Source organism: Dietzia sp. E1 (genome assembly GCF_014145015.1).
Lineage (GTDB): Bacteria > Actinomycetota > Actinomycetes > Mycobacteriales > Mycobacteriaceae > Dietzia > Dietzia cinnamea_A.
Window position 1 is genome coordinate 1 of record NZ_JAALDU010000302.1, and the last position, 3,072, is coordinate 3,072.

The 3,072-nt window shown below is 71.5% G+C and carries 4 protein-coding genes; 2 read left to right on the forward strand and 2 right to left on the reverse strand.

What is annotated here, in order from left to right; genetic code table 11:
• Positions 1-1,241: NAD-dependent succinate-semialdehyde dehydrogenase (locus G6030_RS10590; RefSeq protein WP_182643094.1), on the forward strand; the 1,241-nt coding region annotated here is incomplete at its 5' end.
• 126 nt (positions 1,242-1,367) lie between these two features.
• On the opposite strand, the gene G6030_RS10595 is transcribed toward G6030_RS10590, so the two are convergent.
• A complete protein-coding gene (locus G6030_RS10595; protein ID WP_043566910.1) occupies positions 1,368-1,643 on the reverse strand; it encodes a WhiB family transcriptional regulator in 276 nt (91 codons plus the stop codon).
• 95 nt (positions 1,644-1,738) lie between these two features.
• Here G6030_RS10595 and G6030_RS10600 point away from each other — a divergent pair, with 95 nt between their 5' ends.
• Positions 1,739-2,356, forward strand: coding sequence for a response regulator transcription factor (locus G6030_RS10600; RefSeq protein WP_182643095.1), 618 nt, complete (start codon positions 1,739-1,741; stop codon positions 2,354-2,356).
• A 42-nt stretch (positions 2,357-2,398) separates the two neighbouring features.
• Here the strand turns inward: G6030_RS10600 and G6030_RS10605 are convergent.
• Positions 2,399-3,072, reverse strand: a 674-nt coding sequence (locus G6030_RS10605) for a GntR family transcriptional regulator (protein WP_347238634.1), incomplete at its 5' end; no start/stop codon positions are given.

The following is a 3,072-nucleotide window of genomic DNA, read 5'->3' on the forward strand; positions in this document are numbered from 1 at the left end:
GCGCCGAGATCCTGCGCCGCGCCTACGAGCTGCTGGTGTACCGCGCCGACGAGATCGCCCTGCTCATGACCACCGAGATGGGCAAGCCGCTGGCCGAGGCGCGCGGCGAGGTCACCTACGGCGCCGAGTTCTTCCGCTGGTTCTCCGAGGAGGCCTCCCGCATCCACGGCGACGCCCGCCGCTCCCCCGACGGCAAGACCCGACTCATGGTGACGCAGGAGCCGGTGGGCCCGTCCATCCTCATCACCCCGTGGAACTTCCCGCTGGCCATGGCCACCCGCAAGATCGGCCCCGCCGTGGCCGCCGGCTGCACCATGGTGTTCAAGCCCGCCAACCTCACGCCGCTGACCTCCTTGTACGTGGTGGACGTGCTGCGCGAGGCCGGCCTGCCCGACGGCGTGCTCAACGTGGTGTGCACGACCGACGCCGGCGGGGTGGTGGAGCCGTGGATCGACTCCGGGATCGCCCGCAAGCTCTCCTTCACCGGCTCCACGCCCGTCGGGCGGAAGCTGCTCGAGCAGTGCTCACGCGGCGTGCTGCGCACGTCCATGGAGCTCGGCGGGAACGCACCGTTCGTCGTGTGCGAGGACGCGGACATGGACACCGCCGTCGACGCCGCGATGGCCGCCAAGATGCGCAACATGGGCGAGGCGTGCACGTCCGCCAACCGCATCCTCGTGCACCGGTCGGTACTGGACGAGTTCGGCCGCCGGCTGACCGAGCGGATGTCCGCCCTCACCGTGGGCGACGGCACCGCCGAGGGCACTGACGTGGGACCGCTGGTCGAGGAGAAGGCCGTGGACAAGGTCGCCGAGCTGGTCGACGACGCCGTGAGCCGCGGCGCCGAGGTGCTGACCGGAGGCACCCGCGGCGAGGGCCCCGGCTTCTTCTACCCGCCCACCGTGCTGACCGGCGTCACCCCGGACGCCCGGCTCATGTCCACCGAGATCTTCGGCCCCGTCGCCGCGCTCGTGCCGTTCGACACCGACGACGAGGCCGTCGCGCTGGCCAACGACACCGAGTACGGCCTGGTCTCGTTCGTCATGACCGAGAACCTCGACCGCGCGCTGACCATGTCCGAGCGACTCCAGGCCGGCATGGTCGGCATCAACGTCGGCGTCGTCTCCAACCCGGCCGCGCCGTTCGGCGGGATCAAGCAGTCCGGGCTCGGCCGCGAGGGCGGGACGACGGGGATCGAGGAGTTCCTCGAGACCAAGCTCGTCGCGATCCCCGTCCGCTGACAGGTTGACCGGGGGCGAGATCGAAGGAAATCCGCTACCCCGGCTCCGGATCCGCTACCCCCACAGGCGTAGCGGATCCGGCGTCCGGGTAGCGGATCTCGGGTGTCGCGCGAGAACAGGGAGGGTCTAGCCGGTGCGGACCCGGCCGGCCTGGCGGTGGCGCTCGGCCTCGGTCATCCCGCCCCACACGCCGTACAGCTCACGGTTGTACGTGGCGTGGCGGCGGCAGGCGTCGATGACCGGGCACTGCGCGCAGAGTTTCTTGGCCGCGGCCTCCTTGCGCCGCCGCGTCGCCTTCGCCTCGTCCTCCCCGTTGTAGAACAGGTCCGGAATGTCCCGGCACCGACCGTGATCGGCCCAGGCCCACTGCTCGTCGGTCTTGGTCAATACGCTGTGCTGCATCTTTCCTCCCACCGTCCGTTCCAGCTTCCGTCACATCGGAGGTGATTCGGCACACCCCCGCGGGTGGGATGGGTCGGCACTGCTAGAGTTTCTCCATGCCTGTGACGGTCACGGTCCTCAACGACTATCCGCTGGTCATCGCGGGCGTAGAGGCGCTTCTGGGCCCGTATGCGGACCGGGTGACGCTCCTTCCCGGGCACGGCGGCACACACGTGCCCGACCCGGTCGACGTGGTGCTGTTCGACACCTTCGGATCCGGGCCGGGATGGCAGGACCAGTGCGCGCAACTGGCGCGCGAACCGCATGTCGGTGCCGTGGTCGTGTACTCGTTCATCACCGACCGCCGGGCCGTGGACGAAGCCGTTGCGGCGGGGGCGCGCGGCTTCCTCGCCAAGTCGCTGGCCGGCGAGGAACTCGTCGCGGGTATCGAACGCATCGCGGCCGGGGAGACGCTGACCGCGCCGGCTCGCGACGGGGACGCCGGGCCGCACGCCGTGTGGCCCGCCGGGGACTCCGGGCTCTCCCCGCGCGAGGCCGAGATGCTCGCGCTCATCGCACAGGGGCTGTCCAACGAGGACATCGCCACGGCCTGTTACCTGTCGATCAACACCGTGAAGTCCTACATCCGGGACGCCTACCGCAAGATCGGCGTGACGACCCGGCCGCAGGCGGTCGCCTGGGCGCTGACGAACGGGTTCGAGCCCGTCCACTGACCCGGAACGCCCCGGGCCCGGCCGACGCGCGCCCGGGTGAGCTCAGACCGCCGCGCCGGATCCGAGAACCCGGGCCAGCCCGTCCCTCATGTGGTCGACCAGCAGCGCGCGGGCCGGGCCCGGGTCTGCCGCGCGTACCGCGTCGGCGATCGCGCGGTGCTCGGCGAGCCTCGACGCGGCGTCCGAATACGTCCCCCGCATGGCGTGCAGGCACATGCTGGTCTCGACCAGCACCGTCTCGTGCACGCGCGACAGTCGCGGGCTCCGCGCTGCCTCGACGAGCGCGTGATGGAAACCCAGATCCGCCGCGACCATGGCCGCGGATCGCGGCTCGTCGGCGAGGGCCGCCATCGCGTCGACGGCGGCGTCGAGAGCGTCGGCTGTATCGGCCCCCAGTCCGAGGTCGAGCACGCGGTCGAGGGCGGCCGTCTCGACCGTCGTGCGCAGCAGATACATGTCCTCGACGGCCTCGGGGGTCAGGTCGGCGACGAAGAGCCCGCGGTTGCGGTGGGAGACCAGGAGGCCCTCCTGCGTCAACCGCTGCATGGCCTCGCGCAGGGGGCCGCGACTCACGCCGAGCGAACGCGCCAACGCCGCCTCGCCGAGCTGGGTGCCCGGTCCGAACGTACCGTCGGAGATCGCCCGACGGAGCGTGCGCGCGATGAGCGACGGCGTCGACTCGCGGACGACGGGGGCCAGGCTCGGGGCGGACTCCG

Excerpts from the sequence above, each read along its gene's own strand:
- G6030_RS10595 (WP_043566910.1), bottom strand. The coding sequence starts at position 1,643 with ATGCAGCACAGCGTATTGACCAAGACCGACGAGCAGTGGGCCTGGGCC.
- G6030_RS10600 (WP_182643095.1), top strand. The coding sequence starts at position 1,739 with ATGCCTGTGACGGTCACGGTCCTCAACGACTATCCGCTGGTCATCGCG.